The following is a 14,926-nucleotide window of genomic DNA, read 5'->3' on the forward strand; positions in this document are numbered from 1 at the left end:
GGTCACGCCCCGGGGCACGCCCTGGGCGACGGCCGCCGGAGTCGCGGCCCCACACCGCCCCGGGCACCATCGAAGGCATGATCACCAGACTCCGGGCCCAGGCCGTGCGGTGGACCGTCCTCGTCCCGGTGCTGGCCGTCGTCCTGCTCGCCCTCACCTGGGGGCGCGACCTGCCGGGTGTCCTGGTCGCCGTCGTCTCCGTCTTCCTCGCGGGCTCCGTCCTCGCGGCCGTGCACCACGCCGAGGTCATCGCCCACCGCGTCGGCGAACCCTTCGGCTCCCTGGTGCTCGCCGTCGCCGTCACCATCATCGAGGTCGCGCTCATCGTCACCCTGATGGCCGACGGCGGCGCCAAGAGCTCCACGCTCGCCCGGGACACCGTCTTCGCCGCCGTCATGATCACCTGCAACGGCATCGTCGGCATCAGCCTGCTCTCGGCCGCGCTGCGGCACGGCGTCGCGATCTTCCAGTCGGAGGGCACCGGCGGGGCGCTCGCCACGGTCGCCACCCTCGCGACGCTCTGCCTGGTGCTGCCGACCTTCACCACCAGCAAGCTCGGCCCGGAGTTCTCCACCTCCCAGCTGGTCTTCTCGGCCGTCGCCGCCCTGGTCCTGTACGGACTCTTCGTCGCCACGCAGACCGTGCGCCACCGCGACTACTTCCTGCCGATCACCAAGCACGGCGAGGTCATCGACGCCGACGACCACGCCGACGTGCCCAGCACCCGCACCGCCCTGATCAGCCTCGGCCTGCTCGCCCTCGCCCTGATCGCCGTCGTCGGCCTCGCCAAGGGCGTGTCGAAGACGATCGAGCACGGGGTGGACGCGGCGGGCATGCCGCAGGCCGTCGTCGGCGTGATCATCGCGCTGCTCGTGCTGCTCCCGGAGACCATCGCGGCGCTCCGCGCGGCCCGCCGCGACCGCGTGCAGACCAGCCTCAACCTCGCGCTCGGCTCCGCGATGGCGAGCATCGGGCTCACCGTGCCGGCCGTCGCCATCGCCTCGTTCTGGCTGTCGGGACCCCTCGTCCTCGGGCTCGGCGCCACGCACATGGTGCTGCTCGCGCTGACCATGGTGGTCACCACGCTGACCGTCGTCCCCGGCCGGGCCACACCTCTCCAGGGCGGCGTGCACCTGGTGATCCTCGCCGCCTACGTGGAGCTCGCCGTGACCCCCTGAGCGGGGCCTCCGGGTCCGGGCCGCGCGCGGCCCGCGTGATACACCCTCAAGGAGTATCCGCCCGTCGTACGGAGGTCCTTGTGCCGCACACCCTCGCCACCGCGCCGATCCTGGTCCTGAACGGCCCGAACCTGAACCTGCTCGGCAAGCGCCAGCCGGAGATCTACGGCCGCGACACCCTGGCCGACGTCGAGGCCCTGTGCGTGAAGGCGGCGGCGGCACACGGCGCCACAATCGACTTCCGGCACTCCAACCACGAGGGCGAACTCGTCGACTGGATCCACGAGGCACGCGAGCACCACGTCGGCATCGTGATCAACCCGGCCGCCTACTCGCACACGTCCGTCGCGATCCTGGACGCCCTCAACACCTGCGACGGCCTGCCGGTGGTGGAGGTGCACATCTCCAACATCCACCAGCGCGAGGAGTTCCGGCACCACTCCTACGTGTCCCTGCGCGCCGACGGCGTGATCGCGGGGTGCGGCGTACAGGGCTACGCGTTCGGCGTGGAGCGGGTGGCGACCCTGGCGGCCCCGGGCGCCGTACCGGCGTAGGCCAGGCCCCGGGAAAATCACCGGCTCGGGGCGGGCGCGGCGTCACCAGCCCCGCGCGCGCCACTCCTGGAGGTGCGGCCGCTCGGCGCCCAGCGACGTGTCGTTCCCGTGCCCCGGGTAGACCCAGGTCTCGTCCGGGAGCGTCCCGAAGATCTTCGTCTCGACGTCGTCGATGAGCCGCGCGAACGCCTCGGGGTCCTTGTGCGTGTTGCCGACGCCGCCCGGGAAGAGGCAGTCCCCGGTGAAGACGTGCGGGTGCCCGTGCGGGTCGTCGTAGACCAGGGCGATGGAACCGGGGGTGTGGCCGACCAGGTGGCGGGCGGTCAGCGTGATGTGCCCGAAGGCGATGGTGTCCCCGTCCGCGACCGGGACCTGCGTCTCGACCGGGATGCCCTCGGCGTCGTCGCGCCCCGCGTACGTGCGCGCCCCGGTGGCGGCCACGACCTCCGCGAGCGCCTGCCAGTGGTCCCCGTGCCGGTGGGTGGTGACGACGGACCCGATGCCGTCGGCGCCGATGAGCCGCAGCAGCGTCGGCGCCTCGGCCGCCGCGTCGATCAGCAGCTGCTCATCGGTCGCGCGGCACCGCAGCAGATAGGCGTTGTTGTCCATCGGCCCGACCGCGACCTTGGAGATCATCAGGTCCTGCAGCTCGTGCACGTCCGCCGGGCCGCCGACCTTCACCGCTCCGCTGTACGTCATGCGGCCAGCCTATAGCGGGGGCAGCACGGGCAGGGAGCCCCGGTCCACCGAGAGGGCCGCGCCGTCCCTGCGCCCCGACAGCCACCCCAGGAGGTCGGCCGGAGCGCCCTGGACGACGATCCCGGGCGGCGGGACCGCGCCGGCCGCGCCGGCCGCGCCGTCCTTGATCTCCGCCACGGACGGCGTCCCCACCGCGCCCGTGGAGAGCGTCCGGCCGTCGTCCTGCTTGAGCAGCAGCGGCGCCAGGCCAGGGTGGTCGCGGAACCGGTCGGCGAGGAACTCGGTCTCGCGCCGGGTGAACTCCGCGGGCAGGTCCTCCAGCTCGTAGCCGATGCCGAGGTCCACGTGGTGCAGCTCGACCTCGATCCAGCGCCGGAAGGGCACCCGGGAGGCGACGTCCTTGACGCCGTTGCGCAGCTCGACGGTGCGCGACCAGTCCGCGTCCTCGGCCGCGGCCCGCTGGAAGCGCTCCGCGCTCTCGCGGACGTCGGCGAGCTGCGCCGCCAGGTCGCGCGGCGCGTCGCGCTCGATGTCACCGTCGCGCGCCTCGGCGCTCTCGTACATGGGGCGGCCCGCGAGGACGTTGCGCAGCGCGTCGGCGTTGCGGGCGAGGTGGGCGAGGACGTGGCCCCGGCTCCAGCCCGGCAGCCGTGACGGCTTCGTCACAGCGGCGTTGTCCAGGGCGCCGGCCGCGGCGAGCAGCCGGTCGGTCGCCGCACGTACACACTCCAGGTCGCGCTCGTGATGGTTCATGGCGCAGACGGTAGCCGGACCACACGATCGGGTGAAGGTGGCCGACATCATGCCGGATTCGAATGTACGTGCTATAAGCTCGGCGGCGGATTCGGGCATTCTTGAAGGACCGGGTTTGTTACCGAACACGGGAAGCCGACCGCGTTGTCAGTGGCTCCCCCTAGTCTTCAAAACGACAGTCTTCCCAGGGCTGCTCCGCGGGGGCGCTGCCCCTGTCACTTCTTCCAAGAAAGGTGCGGACCGGCGTGGCCGACCGTCTCATCGTCCGTGGCGCGCGCGAGCACAATCTCCGGAATGTCTCGCTCGACCTCCCGCGCGACTCCCTCATCGTCTTCACCGGTCTGTCCGGCTCCGGCAAGTCCTCGCTCGCGTTCGACACGATCTTCGCCGAGGGACAGCGGCGCTACGTGGAGTCGCTCTCCTCGTACGCCCGCCAGTTCCTCGGCCAGATGGACAAGCCGGACGTCGACTTCATCGAGGGACTCTCCCCGGCCGTCTCCATCGACCAGAAGTCGACCTCGCGCAACCCGCGCTCCACGGTCGGCACCATCACCGAGGTCTACGACTACCTGCGGCTGCTCTTCGCCCGCATCGGCAAGCCGCACTGCCCCGAGTGCGGCCGCCCCATCGCCCGCCAGTCGCCGCAGGCCATCGTGGACAAGGTCCTGGAGCTGCCCGAGGGCAGCCGCTTCCAGGTGCTCTCCCCGCTGGTGCGCGAGCGCAAGGGCGAGTTCGTCGACCTCTTCGGTGACCTCCAGACCAAGGGGTACTCCCGCGCGCGGGTGGACGGCGAGACGATCCAGCTCTCCGAGCCGCCGGTCCTGAAGAAGCAGGAGAAGCACACCATCGAGGTGGTCGTCGACCGCCTCACCGTGAAGGACTCCGCCAAGCGCCGGCTGACCGACTCCGTGGAGACCGCGCTCGGCCTCTCCGGCGGCATGGTCGTGCTCGACTTCGTCGACCTCCCCGAGGACGACCCGGAGCGCGAGCGGATGTACTCGGAGCACCTGTACTGCCCGCACGACGACCTGTCCTTCGAGGAGCTGGAGCCCCGCTCCTTCTCCTTCAACTCGCCGTTCGGCGCCTGCCCCGACTGCACGGGCATCGGTACGCGCATGGAGGTCGACCCCGACCTGATCGTGCCCGACCCCGACAAGTCGCTCGACGAGGGGGCCATCCACCCCTGGTCGCACGGGCACACCAAGGACTACTTCGCCCGGCTCATCGGCGCTCTCGCGGACGCCCTCGGCTTCCGTACGGACATCCCCTTCGGCGGGCTGCCGCAGCGCGCCAAGAAGGCGCTGCTGCACGGCCACAAGACGCAGATCGAGGTCCGCTACCGCAACCGCTACGGGCGGGAGCGCCGGTACACGACGCCCTTCGAAGGCGCCGTGCCGTTCGTCAAGCGCCGCCACAGCGAGGCCGAGTCGGACTCCAGCCGCGAGCGCTTCGAGGGCTACATGCGCGAGGTGCCCTGCCCCACCTGCGCGGGCACCCGCCTCAAGCCGATCGTCCTCGCCGTCACGGTCATGGAGAAGTCCATCGCCGAGGTCTCGGCGATGTCCATCAGCGACTGCGCCGACTTCCTGGGCAAGCTCCGGCTGAACGCGCGCGACAAGAAGATCGCCGAGCGCGTCCTGAAGGAGGTCAACGAGCGGCTGCGCTTCCTCGTCGACGTCGGCCTCGACTACCTCTCGCTGAACCGCGCGGCGGGCACGCTCTCCGGCGGCGAGGCCCAGCGCATCCGCCTCGCCACCCAGATCGGCTCCGGCCTCGTCGGCGTCCTGTACGTGCTCGACGAGCCGTCCATCGGCCTCCACCAGCGCGACAACCACCGGCTGATCGAGACCCTCGTGCGCCTGCGCGACATGGGCAACACGCTGATCGTGGTCGAGCACGACGAGGACACCATCAAGGTCGCCGACTGGGTCGTCGACATCGGCCCCGGCGCGGGCGAGCACGGCGGCAAGGTCGTGCACAGCGGACCCTTGAAGGGGCTGCTGGCCAACGCCGAGTCGATGACGGGCCAGTACCTGTCCGGCAAGAAGTCCATCCCCGTGCCGGACGTCCGGCGCCCGGTGGACCCGGGGCGCCACCTCACGGTGCACGGCGCCAAGGAGAACAACCTGCGGGACATCGACGTGTCCTTCCCGCTCGGTGTCCTCACGGCCGTCACCGGCGTCTCCGGCTCCGGGAAGTCCACGCTGGTCAACGACATCCTGTACACGCACCTGGCGCGCGAGCTGAACGGGGCACGCTCCGTCCCCGGCCGCCACACGCGCGTGGAGGGCGACGACCTGGTCGACAAGGTCGTGCACGTCGACCAGTCGCCCATCGGCCGCACCCCCCGGTCGAACCCGGCGACGTACACCGGCGTCTTCGACCACGTCCGCAGGCTCTTCGCCGAGACCACCGAGGCGAAGGTCCGCGGCTACCTGCCGGGCCGCTTCTCCTTCAACGTCAAGGGCGGACGCTGCGAGAACTGCTCGGGCGACGGCACCATCAAGATCGAGATGAACTTCCTGCCGGACGTGTACGTCCCGTGCGAGGTCTGCCACGGCGCGCGCTACAACCGCGAGACGCTGGAGGTCCACTACAAGGGCAAGTCCATCGCCGAGGTCCTGGACATGCCGATCGAGGAGGGCCTCGCCTTCTTCGAGGCGGTCCCGGCCATCGCCCGCCACCTCAGGACGCTGAACGACGTGGGCCTCGGCTACGTGCGCCTCGGCCAGTCCGCGCCGACCCTGTCGGGCGGTGAGGCCCAGCGCGTGAAGCTCGCGAGCGAGCTGCAGAAGCGCTCCACGGGGCGGACGGTGTACGTGCTCGACGAGCCGACCACCGGTCTGCACTTCGAGGACATCAGCAAGCTCATCACGGTCCTCTCCGGCCTGGTCGACAAGGGGAACTCGGTGATCGTCATCGAGCACAACCTCGACGTCATCAAGACCGCGGACTGGGTCATCGACATGGGCCCCGAAGGGGGCAACGGGGGCGGCATCGTCGTCGCCGAGGGCACCCCCGAGCAGGTCGCGTCGGAACCGGCCAGCCACACCGGCAAGTTCCTGCGGGACGTGCTCGGCGCCGACCGGGTCAGCGACGCCCCGGCGCCCGCCGCCCGCAAGCGCAAGAGCACGGCGAAGAAGACCGTGGCCGCGACGAAGGCCCCGGCCAAGAAGACGGCCACGGCCAAGGCGGCGGCTGCCAAGCCCGCCGCCAAGAAGACGGCGACCCGGGCCCGTAAGGCCTGAGCGCGCGTACGACGCAGGGCGCCCCGCGGGAACGTTCCGCGGGGCGCCCCCTGTTCTCCCCGCCGGGGCGGTGCGTCGTGGCTACAGCTCCCCGGCCTCGGACGCGTACGGCGGCTCCGCGCCCGCGCGGGAGCAGGTGATCGCCGCCGCGCGCCCCGCGAACCGCAGCAGGCGGGTCCAGCCGTCCCCGTCCAGGGCGCCGACCCCCGCGGGGGAGAGGGCGTCCAGGTGCGCGAGGCCGTGCAGCAGCGCTGCGTTGACGGTGTCCCCGGCGCCGATGGTGTCCACGACGTCGACCCGCTCACCCGGCACGGACAGCTCGCCGCCGTCCCGCGTGAAGACGGTCAGACCGTCCGCGCCCCGGGTGACCACCACGGCCGCGGGTCCCCCGGCCAGCCACTCGCGGGGCGTCCCCCCGAGCCACCGCGCGTCCTCCTCGGAGAGCTTGAGGAGCGTGGTGGACGGCAACCAGCTCTCGAAGCGGGCCCGGTAGGCGTCCGCGTCGGGGATCAGGCCCGCCCGGATGTTCGGATCGAGCGCGGTGCACAGGCCCTGGGCGGCGGCCGCGCGCATCAGCTCCTCGTAGGCGCTCGCGCCCGGCTCCAGGACCAGCGAGCACGTGCCGAACGACACCGCGCGCGTGCCCGCCGGGAGGGCGTCCGGCGCGGCGAAGAGCCGGTCGGCGGTCCCCTCCACGTAGAACGAGTAGCCGGCCGAGCCGTCCGCCCCGACGGAGGCGACCGCCAGGGTCGTCGGCTCGTCCCCCCGCTGCACCGGGGCGGTGTCGACGCCGGCGGCCCGCAGGCCGTCGAGCAGCGCCGCGCCGAAGGCGTCCCGGGACACCCGCGAGCAGAACGCCGCGGCGGAGCCGAGCCGGCCGAGCGCCACCGCAGTGTTGTACGGGCCGCCGCCGAGCCGGGGCGCGAGAGCGGGCAGGGCGGCGGCCGGGCCGTCCCCGGGCCCCGCGCCCAGCGGGACGAGGTCGATCAGGGCCTCTCCGGCGACGACGATCACGGTGGTTCCTCTCGGACGGGGCTGAACGGGTACGCGAACAGGTGCCTACGACGAGTACCGACGACGGCAGGCTAGAGCGTCCCGTGCCGGGCGGCAGCAGCCGTCCCCGATCCGGGCACGCCCGCCGCCCGTACGGGCACGAACGCGAGGCGAACCGGACAGCACGGCGAACCCGCCGCACTGGCCCGCGCCCGGCCCGCGGTCCGTGCGTGCCGGGCCGCGCCCGGCGGTGGTCCGTGTGCGCCGGCTCATGCCTGGCCGGTGCCGGCCCGCGCCTGGCCGGTGGTCTGCGCGCGCCGGCCCGCATTCCGCACACGCTGGCTCGCGCCCGGCCTCCCCAGGCCGCGCTCGCCCGGCCCTCGCACGGCGGCCTCCCCACGCCGCGCTCGTCCGGCCCTCGCACGGCGGCCTCCCAGGCCGCGCTCGCCCGGCCCTCGCACGGCGGCCTCCCAGGCCGCGCTCGTCCGGCCCGCGCCCGACCCCCGGGCCGCTCCTCGGGCTGCCGCGCGCGGGCCTGAGGCCCGCGGCAGACCCCCGCACCCGCGCCGGTATCGTCTGATCCGCCACCCTTGTCACCCCCAGCACCCCTGCCCCCTCCCCGTGGAGTCCAGATGTCGCGCACGGCCCCCTCCCGCATCTCCCGCCGCACCGCCCTGCGCGGCGCCGCCGTCGCGGGGACGGCGGGGCTCGGGCTGACCGCCTGTTCGACGGGGTCGGCGGCGGGGCGGACGCGGCGCCCACCGCGCCGGTCGAGCTGGGCGAGGCCGCCGACGTGCCCGCGGGCGGGGCGAAGCTCTACAACGACCAGCACGTCGTCGTCAGCCGCACCGATGACGGCGGCGACGGCGGCGACGGCGCCTACAAGGCGTTCAGCACCATCTGCACGCACGCGGGCTGCCCGATCCGGATGCTGGAGGGCACGGAGCTGACCTGCAACTGTCACGGCAGCAAGTTCGACGCCACCACCGGCAAGGTGCTGCACGCCCCCGCCACCTCCCCGCTGGAGGAGCTCGCCGTCAAGGTCGAGGGCGGCAAGCTCATCGCGAGCCCGCGGGCGTAGTCACGGCCCGGCCGGGGCGGCGCTCACTCCCACTCCCAGCCGATCCCCAGCAGCCCCGCCCGCACCTGCGGCTCCACCAGGTGCACCGAGTGGTGGTGGCCGCTGAGGGCCAGCTCCTGGCGGCCGGCGCGCGGCGCCGCCGTCGACTGCTGGGCGAAGCGGTGACAGCGCAGGGGCAGCGCGGTGTCGGCGAAGCGGACCTGGAGCGCGTACTGCCCGCCCGCGCCGCCGAAGCCGCGCACGTACTCGGTGGAGGGCCCCGCCGTGCCGTCCTCGAAGCCGTAGCGGAACAGATGGGTCTCCCCGGCCCGCAGCCACGTGTCGAAGAGCAGCTCCGCCACCAGGACGCCCGTCCCGCCGTCCCACCGCACACGCCCCGTGCGGCAGTTCTCCAGGGCGTGCACCGCCACCTCCGCGGGCGCGCACCCGGGGTCGCCGTGGTGGACGGCCACGTACCGGTCCACCCCGTCCCGGGCGGCGCGCACGATGAGCTGGGAGTCCCGCCCCAGCAGCTCCCGGTGCGCCCCGATCCGTACCCGCTCGTGCCGGCCGACGGTGTGCAGGCCGCCGTCGAGCGGCGACCCCAGCTCCCCGAGCAGCCGTTCGAGCACCCCCGACGCCCGGACCAGCGAGCGGTACGAGCGGGCGGCGGGGCGGCGCGCCGCGACCGGGTTCCCGAGGGGGCCGAGCAGCCGGATCAGGGACTCCTCGGGGAGCTGGAGGATCTCCTCCAGGGCCCGGACCGCCCGCATGGACTCGGCGCGCTGCGGCCGCCGGGCGCCCTGCTGCCAGTAGCTCAGACTGGTCACGCCGACCTTGATGCCCTGGCGCGACAGGTGGTGCTGGACGCGGTGCAGCGGCAGCCGCCGCGCGGCGATGGCGGCCCGCAGGGCGAGGTGGAACGGGCCGGTGCGCAGCGCCGCGTCCAGAGCGGGGAGCTGTGCCGCTTCCATGTGTGGTTCGCCGGGCCGCATCCGGGCCTCCTGCTTCTCCGATGCACCGTCCCAAGTCACCCGGCATTGAAGCGTGTTGACTTGCACTCGACAAGGTTTGCTGTTCGCGCGGGTCCGCGGCAGTCCGGGCGCCGCCGCCGGGGACCCCGCGCTGTCACACCCCGCCAGTAGGGTGTCTGACATGGCCGACCCCTCCAGCTACCGCCCCAAGCCGGGACAGATTCCCGACTCGCCAGGGGTGTACAGGTTCCGCGACGAGCACCGCCGGGTGATCTACGTCGGAAAGGCGAAGAGCCTGCGCCAGCGCCTGGCGAGCTACTTCCAGGACCTGGCGAACTTGCACCCCCGTACGCGCACCATGGTCACCACGGCCGCTTCCGTGGAGTGGACGGTGGTGGCCACGGAGGTCGAGGCGCTGCAGCTGGAGTACTCCTGGATCAAGGAGTACGACCCGCGGTTCAACGTCAAATACCGCGACGACAAGAGCTATCCGTACCTCGCGGTGACGATGAACGAGCAGTTCCCGCGGGTCCAGGTGATGCGCGGCCAGAAGAAGAAGGGCGTGCGCTACTTCGGGCCCTACGGGCACGCCTGGGCGATCCGCGACACCGTCGACCTGCTGCTGCGCGTCTTCCCGGTCCGCACCTGCTCCGCGGGCGTGTTCAAGAACGCGACGCGGACCGGCCGGCCCTGCCTCCTCGGGTACATCGGCAAGTGCTCGGCCCCCTGTGTGGGCCGCGTCACCCCGGAGGAACACCGCGAGCTGGCCGAGGAGTTCAGCGACTTCATGGCGGGCCGCACCGGCACGTACATCCGCCGCCTGGAGAAGGACATGGCGGTGGCGGCCGAGGACATGGAGTACGAGCGCGCGGCCCGGCTGCGCGACGACATCGAGGCGCTGCGCAAGGCCATGGAGAAGAGCGCGGTCGTCCTCGCCGACGCCACCGACGCCGACCTGATCGCCCTCGCCGAGGACGAGCTGGAGGCCGCCGTCCAGATCTTCCACGTGCGCGGCGGACGCGTCCGCGGCCAGCGCGGCTGGGTCACCGACAAGGTCGAGGCGGTCACCAGCGGCGACCTGGTCGAACACGCGCTCCAGCAGCTCTACGGGGAGGAGAAAGGCGACTCCGTCCCCAAGGAGGTCCTCGTCCCGGCGCTGCCCGACCCCCTGGAGCCCGTCCAGGCCTGGCTCACCGAGCGCCGCGGCTCCGCCGTGTCCCTGCGCATCCCGCAGCGCGGCGACAAGAAGGCCCTCATGGAGACGGTCAACCGGAACGCGCTGCACGCGCTCGCCCTGCACAAGACCAAGCGCGCCTCCGACCTCACGACGCGCTCGCGCGCCCTGGAGGAGATCGCGGAGGCCCTCGGCCTGGACAGCGCCCCGCTGCGCATCGAGTGCTACGACATCTCGCACCTCCAGGGTGACGACGTCGTCGCCTCCATGGTCGTCCTGGAGGACGGCCTCGCCCGAAAGAGCGAATACCGCCGCTTCCAGATCAAGGGCTTCGAGGGGCAGGACGACGTCCGCTCCATGCACGAGGTGATCACCCGCCGCTTCAAGCGCTACCTCGCCGTGCAGGAGAAGTCGGGGGAGTGGTCCGACACGGAGCTGGCGGACGACGAGGGGCCGAGCGAGTCCACCCTCACCGAGGAGGACGGCCGCCCGAAGAAGTTCGCCTACCCGCCGCAGCTCGTCGTCGTCGACGGCGGCCAGCCGCAGGTCGCGGCGGCCAAGCGGGCCCTGGACGAGCTGGGCATCGACGACATCGCGGTCTGCGGCCTGGCCAAGCGCCTCGAAGAGGTCTGGGTGCCGGACGAGGAGGACCCGGTGGTCCTGCCCCGCACCAGCGAAGGGCTCTACCTGCTCCAGCGCGTACGCGACGAGGCCCACCGCTTCGCCATCACCTACCAGCGCAGCAAGCGGGCCAAGCGCTTCCGGGCGGGCCCGCTGGACGAGGTGCCGGGCCTCGGCGACGCGCGCAAACAGGCGCTCGTCAAGCACTTCGGTTCGGTGAAGCGGCTCCGGTCCGCCACAATCGAGCAGATCTGTGAGGTTCCCGGCATAGGCCGCAAGACGGCCGAGACGATCGTGGCGGCCTTCGCCAGGGCCACACCCACGACGCCCGCCGTGAACATGGCCACCGGAGAGATCATGGAAGACGAAGTGGACAGCACACCGGAGGACGCGACGGACGCGCCCTCCGCCGGGGAGCCCGTCGGCACGGGCACCGCGGAGGAACGACGGGGGCAGGAGCCATGAGCGAGCACGAGAAGAGCAGCGACACCAGCGGCCGGGCCGAGGGCCCCGCGGAACCGGAGCACGGAGCACAGGTGAGTACCGGCACAGGCGCGCACACGGAGACCGCCCACGAGCCCGTCGCCCCCGACCCCGTCATCCCCGAGCTGGTGATCATCTCCGGGATGTCCGGCGCGGGCCGCTCCACGGCGGCGAAGTGCCTGGAGGACCTCGGCTGGTTCGTCGTCGACAACCTGCCGCCCGCCCTGATCCCCACCATGGTGGAGCTCGGCGCCCGCTCCCAGGGCAACGTGGCGCGGATCGCGGTCGTCGTCGACGTCCGCGGACGGCGCTTCTTCGACAACCTCCGCGAATCCCTCGCGGACCTGGAGGCCAAGCACGTCACGCGCCGCATCGTCTTCCTGGAGTCCTCCGACGAGGCCCTGGTGCGCCGCTTCGAGTCGGTGCGCCGCCCGCACCCCCTCCAGGGCGACGGCCGCATCGTCGACGGCATCGCCGCCGAGCGCGAGCTCCTGCGCGAGCTGCGCGGCGACGCCGACCTGGTCATCGACACCTCCAGCCTGAACGTGCACGAGCTGCGCGCCAAGATGGACGCCCAGTTCGCCGGCGAGGAGGAGCCCGAGCTGCGGGCCACCGTGATGTCGTTCGGCTTCAAGTACGGGCTGCCCGTCGACGCCGACCTCGTCGTCGACATGCGCTTCCTGCCCAACCCGCACTGGGTCCCCGAGCTGCGCCCCTTCACCGGCCTCAACGAAGAGGTGTCGAACTACGTCTTCGCGCAGCCCGGCGCCAAGGAGTTCCTCGACCGCTACACCGAGCTGCTCCAGCTGATCGCGGCCGGCTACCGCCGCGAGGGCAAGCGGTACGTGACCATCGCCGTCGGCTGCACCGGCGGCAAGCACCGCTCCGTCGCCACCTCCGAGAAGCTCGCGGCCCGGCTCGCCGCCCAGGGCGTGGAGACCGTCGTCGTCCACCGGGACATGGGCCGCGAGTGACGGGACGCACGCTGCGGCTCACCAGCAGGCTGGGCCGCAGGAAACAGCCATCGGCGACACGCCGCAGGGGCGCCACGCCCAAGGTCGTCGCGCTCGGCGGCGGCATGGGCCTGTCGGCCTCCCTGGCCGCGCTGCGCCGCATCACCGGCGACCTGACGGCCGTCGTCACGGTCGCCGACGACGGCGGCTCCAGCGGCCGCCTCCGGGACGAGCTGGGCGTGCTGCCCCCCGGCGACCTGCGCAAGGCCCTCGCGGCCCTGTGCGGCGACGACGACTGGGGCCAGACCTGGGCCCGCGTCATCCAGCACCGCTTCCACTCGCCGGGCGAGATGAACGGCCACGCGGTCGGCAACCTGCTGATCGTCGCCCTGTGGGAGCAGCTGGGCGACCACGTCCAGGCGCTCGACCTGGTCGCCGAGCTGCTGGGCGCGCACGGCCGCGTGCTGCCCATGTCCGCGGTGCCGCTGGAGCTCCAGGCGCTGGTCAAGGGGCATGATCCGGACCGGCCCGAGGAGGTGGACACGGTCCGCGGCCAGGCCACCGTCGCCCTCACCCCCGGCGAGGTGCAGTCGGTCCACCTGGTGCCGCACGACCCGCCGGCCGTGCCCGAGGCGGTCGCCGCGGTGCTCGACGCGGACTGGGTGGTGCTCGGTCCCGGCTCCTGGTTCTCGTCCGTGATCCCGCACCTGCTCGTCCCCGAACTGCTGGACGCGCTGGTCGAGACCAAGGCCCGCCGCGTCCTCTCGCTCAACCTCGCTCCGCAACCCGGAGAAACCGAAGGCTTCTCACCGCAGCGTCATTTGGAGGTTTTGGGACGACACGCCCCTAAACTCGCCCTGGACGTGGTGCTGGCCGACGAGGCCGCCGTGCCCGACCGCGAGTCTTTGACCGACGCCGCCAAGGAGCGCTTCGGTGCCGCGGTCGAGCTGGCGCCGGTGGCCAGGCCCGACGGGACTCCGAGGCACGATCCGGAGCTGTTGGCCGCCGCGTACGACCGTATTTTTCGGATGCATGGAAGGATCGGCCCATGGCGATGACGGCAGCGGTGAAGGACGAGATCTCCCGGCTCCCCGTCACCCGGACCTGCTGCAGAAAGGCCGAGGTCTCGGCCATTCTGCGGTTCGCGGGCGGCCTTCACCTGGTGAGCGGCCGCATCGTGATCGAGGCGGAGCTGGACACCGCGATGGCCGCACGGCGGCTCAAGCGGGACATCCTCGAGATCTTCGGGCACAGCTCGGAGCTGATCGTGATGGCGCCCGGCGGGCTGCGGCGCGGCTCGCGCTTCGTCGTGCGCGTGGTGGCGGGCGGCGACCAGCTGGCCCGGCAGACGGGCCTCGTGGACGGCCGCGGCCGCCCCATCAGGGGCCTGCCGCCGCAGGTGGTCTCGGGGGCCACCTGCGACGCGGAGGCGGCCTGGCGCGGCGCGTTCCTCGCGCACGGCTCGCTCACCGAGCCCGGGCGCTCCAGCTCGCTGGAGGTGACCTGCCCCGGCCCCGAGGCCGCCCTCGCGCTGGTCGGCGCCGCCCGCCGGCTCTCCATCGCGGCGAAGGCCCGCGAGGTGCGCGGGGTGGACCGGGTGGTCGTCCGGGACGGCGACGCGATCGGCGCGCTGCTCACCCGGATGGGTGCCCACGAGTCGGTGCTCGCCTGGGAGGAGCGGCGGATGCGCCGCGAGGTGCGCGCCACCGCGAACCGCCTCGCCAACTTCGACGACGCGAACCTGCGCCGTTCGGCCCGTGCGGCCGTCGCCGCCGGCGCCCGGGTGCAGCGCGCCCTGGAGATCCTCGCCGACGACGTGCCCGAGCACCTCGCCGCCGCCGGCCGGCTGCGCATGGAGCACAAGCAGGCCTCCCTGGAGGAGCTGGGCGCGCTCGCCGACCCGCCGCTGACCAAGGACGCCGTCGCGGGCCGCATCCGCCGGCTGCTCGCCATGGCGGACAAGCGGGCGCAGGACCTCGGCATCCCGGGCACGGAGTCGAACCTGACGGAGGAGCTGGCCGAGGAGATGGTGGAGGAGATGGCCGGCGAGATGGCGGAGAGCCTCGCGGAGAACATGGCGGGCTGAGCCGCCGGGCCGGCCCCCCTCGCGTCCCGGGACCCGTGAACGGACGAGCCGGTGGCGGCGCCCCTGGAGGCGCCGCCACCGGTTTTTCCGTCCCTTTTGAACGACCCTGATGCCCCCTTGACTTGACCATGAACTGTCATGAGTCTGGCG

General features: G+C 72.8%; 11 protein-coding genes and 1 pseudogene. 8 read left to right on the forward strand and 4 right to left on the reverse strand.

Features of this window, described 5'->3' with window-relative positions; genetic code table 11:
• The first annotated feature begins 77 nt into the window (after positions 1-77).
• Both ACIBW6_RS28185 and aroQ read left to right on the forward strand, forming a co-directional pair.
• Positions 78-1,178 carry a calcium:proton antiporter gene (locus ACIBW6_RS28185; RefSeq protein WP_399064376.1) on the forward strand — a complete coding sequence of 367 codons (1,101 nt, stop codon included), beginning with the start codon at positions 78-80 and terminating at the stop codon, positions 1,176-1,178.
• A gap of 80 nt (positions 1,179-1,258) precedes the next feature.
• On the forward strand, positions 1,259-1,732 hold the full coding sequence (gene aroQ / locus ACIBW6_RS28190) for a type II 3-dehydroquinate dehydratase (RefSeq protein WP_399064378.1): 474 nt from the start codon (positions 1,259-1,261) through the stop codon (positions 1,730-1,732).
• A 42-nt stretch (positions 1,733-1,774) separates the two neighbouring features.
• Here the strand turns inward: aroQ and ACIBW6_RS28195 are convergent, their stop codons facing one another.
• Together ACIBW6_RS28195 and ACIBW6_RS28200 are read right to left on the reverse strand one after the other, a co-directional pair.
• Entirely contained in the window at positions 1,775-2,431 is a 657-nt protein-coding gene (locus ACIBW6_RS28195) for an MBL fold metallo-hydrolase (RefSeq protein ID WP_399064380.1), read from the reverse strand.
• Between the two features lie 9 nt (positions 2,432-2,440).
• On the reverse strand, positions 2,441-3,184 hold the full coding sequence (locus tag ACIBW6_RS28200) for a maleylpyruvate isomerase family mycothiol-dependent enzyme (RefSeq protein ID WP_399064382.1): 744 nt from the start codon (positions 3,182-3,184) through the stop codon (positions 2,441-2,443).
• Positions 3,185-3,429: 245 nt separating this feature from the next.
• On the opposite strand from ACIBW6_RS28200, the gene uvrA reads away from it, so the two are divergent.
• On the forward strand, positions 3,430-6,432 hold the full coding sequence (uvrA, locus tag ACIBW6_RS28205; RefSeq protein WP_399064383.1) for an excinuclease ABC subunit UvrA: 3,003 nt from the start codon (positions 3,430-3,432) through the stop codon (positions 6,430-6,432).
• A gap of 81 nt (positions 6,433-6,513) precedes the next feature.
• Here the strand turns inward: uvrA and ACIBW6_RS28210 are convergent, their stop codons facing one another.
• Positions 6,514-7,446: a carbohydrate kinase gene (locus ACIBW6_RS28210; protein WP_399064385.1), complete on the reverse strand. Its 933-nt coding sequence runs from the start codon at positions 7,444-7,446 to the stop codon at positions 6,514-6,516.
• 611 nt (positions 7,447-8,057) lie between these two features.
• Here ACIBW6_RS28210 and ACIBW6_RS28215 point away from each other — a divergent pair.
• Positions 8,058-8,506, forward strand: a pseudogene (locus ACIBW6_RS28215) (Rieske 2Fe-2S domain-containing protein).
• Positions 8,507-8,529: 23 nt separating this feature from the next.
• Here the strand turns inward: ACIBW6_RS28215 and ACIBW6_RS28220 are convergent.
• Positions 8,530-9,480 (reverse strand): hypothetical protein, encoded by a 951-nt coding sequence (locus ACIBW6_RS28220; protein ID WP_399064387.1) that lies wholly within the window; start codon positions 9,478-9,480, stop codon positions 8,530-8,532.
• Positions 9,481-9,640: 160 nt separating this feature from the next.
• Between ACIBW6_RS28220 and uvrC the strand changes: the two genes are divergently transcribed.
• The 4 genes from uvrC to whiA are packed head-to-tail and all read left to right on the forward strand — an operon-like array spanning position 9,641 to position 14,776.
• A complete protein-coding gene (gene uvrC, locus ACIBW6_RS28225) occupies positions 9,641-11,719 on the forward strand; it encodes an excinuclease ABC subunit UvrC (protein ID WP_399064389.1) in 2,079 nt (692 codons plus the stop codon).
• On the forward strand, positions 11,716-12,711 hold the full coding sequence (gene rapZ, locus ACIBW6_RS28230) for an RNase adapter RapZ (protein ID WP_399064391.1): 996 nt from the start codon (positions 11,716-11,718) through the stop codon (positions 12,709-12,711). Before uvrC ends, rapZ begins: the two co-directional genes overlap by 4 nt.
• Entirely contained in the window at positions 12,708-13,748 is a 1,041-nt protein-coding gene (gene yvcK, locus ACIBW6_RS28235; RefSeq protein ID WP_399064393.1) for a uridine diphosphate-N-acetylglucosamine-binding protein YvcK, read from the forward strand. The genes rapZ and yvcK overlap by 4 nt, the downstream gene beginning before the upstream one ends.
• Entirely contained in the window at positions 13,739-14,776 is a 1,038-nt protein-coding gene (whiA, locus tag ACIBW6_RS28240) for a DNA-binding protein WhiA (RefSeq protein ID WP_399064395.1), read from the forward strand. Before yvcK ends, whiA begins: the two co-directional genes overlap by 10 nt.
• Positions 14,777-14,926: the final 150 nt, after the last annotated feature.

The organism is Streptomyces sp. NPDC049813, assembly GCF_044465085.1.
Taxonomy (GTDB): Bacteria; Actinomycetota; Actinomycetes; order Streptomycetales; family Streptomycetaceae; genus Streptomyces.

Bases quoted from the DNA above. Each gene is read 5' to 3' on its own strand.
- ACIBW6_RS28185 (WP_399064376.1), top strand. From the start codon at position 78: ATGATCACCAGACTCCGGGCCCAGGCCGTGCGGTGGACCGTCCTCGTC.
- ACIBW6_RS28195 (WP_399064380.1), bottom strand. From the start codon at position 2,431: ATGACGTACAGCGGAGCGGTGAAGGTCGGCGGCCCGGCGGACGTGCAC.
- ACIBW6_RS28200 (WP_399064382.1), bottom strand. From the start codon at position 3,184: ATGAACCATCACGAGCGCGACCTGGAGTGTGTACGTGCGGCGACCGAC.
- ACIBW6_RS28220 (WP_399064387.1), bottom strand. From the start codon at position 9,480: ATGCGGCCCGGCGAACCACACATGGAAGCGGCACAGCTCCCCGCTCTG.
- uvrC (WP_399064389.1), top strand. From the start codon at position 9,641: ATGGCCGACCCCTCCAGCTACCGCCCCAAGCCGGGACAGATTCCCGAC.
- rapZ (WP_399064391.1), top strand. From the start codon at position 11,716: ATGAGCGAGCACGAGAAGAGCAGCGACACCAGCGGCCGGGCCGAGGGC.
- whiA (WP_399064395.1), top strand. From the start codon at position 13,739: ATGGCGATGACGGCAGCGGTGAAGGACGAGATCTCCCGGCTCCCCGTC.